The organism is Rhodovarius lipocyclicus (assembly GCF_009900765.1).
Lineage (GTDB): Bacteria > Pseudomonadota > Alphaproteobacteria > Acetobacterales > Acetobacteraceae > Rhodovarius > Rhodovarius lipocyclicus.
In genome coordinates, this window is the sequence record NZ_JAAABL010000084.1 from 1 (window position 1) to 4538 (window position 4538).

Below are 4538 nucleotides of genomic sequence, written 5' to 3' on the forward strand. Positions count from 1 at the left end.
GGGCGCGGGCGGCGGCAGGGGCAGGCCGGGCGTGGCCGCCCCACCATCCGCCGGGCGCTCCTCCGCCAGCCGCACGGAACCGCCGCGGCCGCGCCCGGGCAGGATCGCGCCGGAATCCAGCAGCGCCTGCTTCACTTGGTCATAGGTGCCGTCGTCCCAGCCCAGCGCCTCCCGCAGCGCGCCATTGCCGGCCGAGCCGCCGCGCTCCCGCAGCGCGGCGAGGAAGCGATCCTGTTGTGCCTGGTCGGTCATGCGACCCTCCCCCTTACTTGGCCGCCGCGGGCTGGGCCGCGCTGAACTCGTCCATCAACTTGCCGAACTCGGCCTCGATCTCGAACACCTCGGTGAACTCCGCGAAGGCCCAGCGGCCGAATGTCCGCAGATTGTTGACGCCCGGCACCCAATAGGCGCGCATGGTGTTGGCCTTCTCGATGGCGTCCTCGCCCCGATACCCCTTGATCTCGACGACCAGGTTCAACGGCTCCGCCCCGCCATCATCGATGCGCAGCAGAAAGTCGGGGCGGTAGCGGTGCGGGGTGGAGCCGAGCAGATAGGGCACCTCGAAGCCCAGCCCCTGGTTCTTCACATAGGCCAGCACGCGCGGATGCGCCTCCGCCACGCGGCAGAACTCGGCTTCCCAATCGCTGTCGCAGACCACCCAGTTGACGTGGCTGCGGTGCGGCGCCGTCTGCCAGCGCAGCGCCTTGGAGGTGGTGAAATTCACATGGCGGGTGGAGCCGGTGGGGTTGTAGGCGTCCAGGATCGCCTTCACCGGCCGCTCACCGGCCAGCGTCTCGGTGATGGCCGCCTTGATGCGCGCCGCCGCCATGTCCGCCAATTCGCGGTAGAGCAGTTGCGCCGGGAAGGTGCCGCCGGTGCAGCGCAGATAGCCGCCATCCAGCCATTGCCGGGTGATGCGTTTCATCTGCCCGAACAGGTGCAGCTTGGGCTCGGTGCCCGGGTCGCGATAGGTGTGGTAGATCAGGTGCCGCGCCAGGTGGAACAGGATGGTGGAGGCGCGGACATCCTCCAGGTGCTGGATCGTCAGGTCCACCGCCTCGCCGATGATGCCCTGGTTCTGGGTGACGGAGGGGCCGACCAGCGCCGGCGTCAGCTCCAGCACCGAATCCGGGCCGAACCTCGCCTCCAGCCGTTCATCCGGCAGTTCGACGCGATAGCCCTCCACGCGGGGGAAGGTGATCTCCAGCGCGTCGCGTTCGGGGCGGACGGCGTGGACGCGCACCGTCTCCCGCGGCTTGGCCGGCGGGGCGATGACGGGCTTGGCCGCGAAGTCGAAGGGGATGCCGAGCACGTCGGCATACTCGACGTTGAACAGGCCTTGCTCGTTCAGCTCATAGGATTGCCGGCGCAGGCCGCGGCCCACCACCTGCTCGCAGAGGAGCTGGGTGCCGAAGGCGCGCACACCCAGGATGTGGGTGACGGTGTTGGCGTCCCAGCCCTCGGTCAGCATGGAGACGGAGACGACGCAGCGCACCTGCTCGCCCAGGCGGCCCTTCTTGCCGACGGTGTTCATCACCTCCCGCAGCAGGGTGGCCTCGTCGATGGTTTCGCCCGCGCGGATATCGCCGCTGCGCGCCACCATTTCCTCGCGGAAGCGCTCGATCTCGTCGGCGGCAACGTCCCGGAAATTCTTGTCCAGCGATTCACCGGATTCGAGCTGGGCGCTGTCCACCAGGATGGTGTTGGGGCGGGCCAGATGGTTGCCGTACTCGTCGTAGTTGCGGAACAGGGCCAGCCTTCCGTTCTCGAAGCTCTCGCTCCCGTCCTCGTTCTGACGGCGGAAGCCGGAGATGTACTTGTAGATCAGCTCCGAGGTCGCGGTGTTGTTGCAGACCACGATGAAGACAGGCGGCACCCCGAGGCCGTTCTCCCGCCAGAGATCGAAGGTCTTGCGGTAGTGGCCGTAGAGGGCGTCGAGGGCTGTCAGCAGCTCCGTGGGAAGCTTCAGGGGATCGAGCGCGCCAGCGGTTCCACGGCCCTTCTTCGGCATGTCCCCGCCGATATGCTCCCACAGATTGCGAAAGCGTGGCGTGTCACCGCCGGGAACGTTGTCGGCCACCGGCACCCGCGGCAGCTTCACGATGCCGCATTCGATGGCGTCCATGAGGGAGAAGTCGCTCATGGTCCAGGGGAACAGGGTGCCCTCGACATAGCCGGAGCCACGCAGGAAGAAGGGCGTCGCGGAGAGGTCGTAGACGGTGGCGATGCCGAGCTTGCGCTTCACGACCTCCAGCCCGCTGATCCACATGCGGGCGGCTTCGTTGTTCTCCTTCGCTTCCTCCTTCTCCTCGCCCTTCAGATCCTCCTCGCTGTCATCAGCGACACGCGCGCGGTAGCAGTGGTGCGCCTCGTCGTTCAGGACGACGATGTTCTTCAGGCCCATCAGCTCCGGCATGACCCGCTGGAGCATCTGCCCCTCGGTCTCCAGCGTCTCGAGCTTCTCTCCCCTCCATCCTTCCAGGGCCGAGCGGGTGCCCTTAGCGATGTCGATGCGTTCGCGCAGCTTGAAGGCGTGATAGTTGGTGATGACGATCTTCGCCCGGTCGATGTCGGGCAGCATGTCCGGGGGCACGATCTCTCGGCTTCGGTAGTAGCTGTCCGGGTCATTGGGCAGCAGCACGCGGAGGCGGTCCCGGATGGTGATGCCCGGCGCCACGATGAGGAAACCCCGGGCAAATTGCTTGCTGTTGGGATGGCGGGCGGCGTTGACCGTCTGCCAGGCGATGAGCATGGCCATGACCGTCGTCTTGCCGGCGCCGGTGGCGAGCTTGAGCGCGAGGCGCATCAGCTCCGGGTTCGCCTGGGCGTTGGCGCCCTTCAGGTGGGCCGCGAACTTCGCCGCGCGGGTACCGAGCTTGGGGGCGACTTCGGCAAGCCAGATCGCGGTCTCGACTGCCTCGACCTGGCAGAAGAAAGGGCGGACGCCCTGGAAAGAATGATGCCGCCAGTGTTGCAGCAGCCGGGCGGTCTCCGGCGAAACCAACCATTGGTCCGGGTTCGGCAGGTTGCGCCAAGCCTCAACGAAGCCACGCACTTCGTTGATGATGGGCGTCGGGTTGTATTCCTGTGAAGCGGAGGAAAGCCCGGCGCCCTCATCGAAGACCATTTGGGACTGCCCGCGACCGGCCCGCCGCTTCTTTGGCTTGGGCACTGGCGTGATCAGGTCGGAGCGACGACGGCTTTCGATGATGCGTGACGTCGGCTGCCCGTCCGGATCGAGTTCCCAATGCTGGCGAGGGGCGGCATAGGGCGAATTCAGAATCGGCTGCGCGAAAAATTCACCGCTCATCCAAGCAAGCCCCAGATTGTTACATTGGTTCGAGACTATCGCGATGATCGAGCTGCGTGAATACGAGGCCTTCTGGAAATTTTCCTCGTCCCAGAACGGACCTTGAGTGGAAAAGGGAAATTCAGGACACAACAAGAACAGAAAGCCTGTTATTATTGTCCGCTTGCGTCTCTCTTACAGGGCAGCGCAATTTATAATGGAACTCAGCATCGCCGCAGTTCCCCTTTCGAGATCGCGCTCTCGCTCGCCTAGCGTCGGCCAGGCCTAACGGCTTAATTCAGGCAGAAGCGCCATGCCGGGCGCAAGGACAGCAGCATCGGCCTCTACAGGGTGTCGCTGCATGGCTTCCTCCGGATCGTGAATCCGGCGAGCGATACCCTGCACATCCTGCGCCCAGGCGACCGTTCCCTGATCAAGGTGTTCCCGAGGGAACCCAAGCCTTTCCCGATGCATCTGGCTGGCATGGCGGCATCAGGGGAGGAAACCGGCCGGCCGCTGCTGCGCGATGCAGCCATGCTGGGCATGCTTCTGACCTTCGGCCCACGAGTGTCGAATCAGCGCCGACCAGACCAAGTCACACCGGACACCGAGCTTCGATGTCGATAACGTCAATCGGGTGTTCAGGCGCTTCACCAGGCAAGAACTTGGTGAGAACCACGGTCCTCACATGGCCCGCAAATGGCTGCGCTCCACTGCCGCACGGCGCTCGCCCGATCTGGCATTCGATGCGGCGCAGGTACTAGGCCACTCGGTGGACGTCTCCATCCGGCATTACACCGAGGCGTCCTCCCTGCACGCTACATGTGCGGCACATGGCAGCGCATCGATGGTGCGTGAACTTCGGGAACTTGAGAACCGCTGCGAGACCCTGGGGCATGATGTCATGGCCGCCGGCGAGGTGGAATTGGCGCCTGTGCTGCCCTCCAAGCTGCTGCGGTTGTACCGCCGCCGTGTAGAGCGGCTGGAGCAGGACCTGTTGGACCCTGAGCTGAATGCCCTGGCCACTGAGGCACTGCGTCTGCTGGTGGACAGCATCCTGGTCTTCCCGGGCGAGAACCAGGGCCAAGTGGAGATTTCGCTGCGTGGTGACCTGGCGGTCTTCCTGCATGCGGGAGCGCATTTGGCCCTGTAACGCGCAACGCCCGCTGACCATGAGGTGAGCGGGTGTTGTGTGTTGGATATGGATGCGGGGACAGGATTTGAACCTGTGACCTTCAGGTTATGAGCC

4 protein-coding genes are annotated in these 4538 nt (G+C 65.0%); 2 read left to right on the forward strand and 2 right to left on the reverse strand.

The genetic code is table 11. The annotated features are described in order from the left end of the window. The coding region (locus GT007_RS21985) for a hypothetical protein (RefSeq protein WP_201452017.1) at positions 1–252 on the reverse strand (252 nt) is incomplete at its 3' end. A 13-nt stretch (positions 253–265) separates the two neighbouring features. Next, positions 266–3310, reverse strand: coding sequence for a BPTD_3080 family restriction endonuclease (locus GT007_RS21990; RefSeq protein ID WP_160123809.1), 3045 nt, complete (start codon positions 3308–3310; stop codon positions 266–268). Positions 3311–3640: 330 nt separating this feature from the next. On the opposite strand from GT007_RS21990, the gene GT007_RS21995 reads away from it, so the two are divergent. Both GT007_RS21995 and GT007_RS22000 read left to right on the forward strand, forming a co-directional pair. Beyond that, a complete protein-coding gene (locus GT007_RS21995) occupies positions 3641–3916 on the forward strand; it encodes a hypothetical protein (RefSeq protein ID WP_160123810.1) in 276 nt (91 codons plus the stop codon). A 61-nt stretch (positions 3917–3977) separates the two neighbouring features. Beyond that, entirely contained in the window at positions 3978–4442 is a 465-nt protein-coding gene (locus tag GT007_RS22000) for a hypothetical protein (protein WP_160123811.1), read from the forward strand. Positions 4443–4538 lie beyond the last annotated feature (96 nt).

What these genes read in the sequence shown, in the direction of transcription:
- GT007_RS21990 (WP_160123809.1), bottom strand. Translation starts at nt 3,310, where the DNA reads ATGAGCGGTGAATTTTTCGCGCAGCCGATTCTGAATTCGCCCTATGCC.
- GT007_RS22000 (WP_160123811.1), top strand. Translation starts at nt 3,978, where the DNA reads ATGGCCCGCAAATGGCTGCGCTCCACTGCCGCACGGCGCTCGCCCGAT.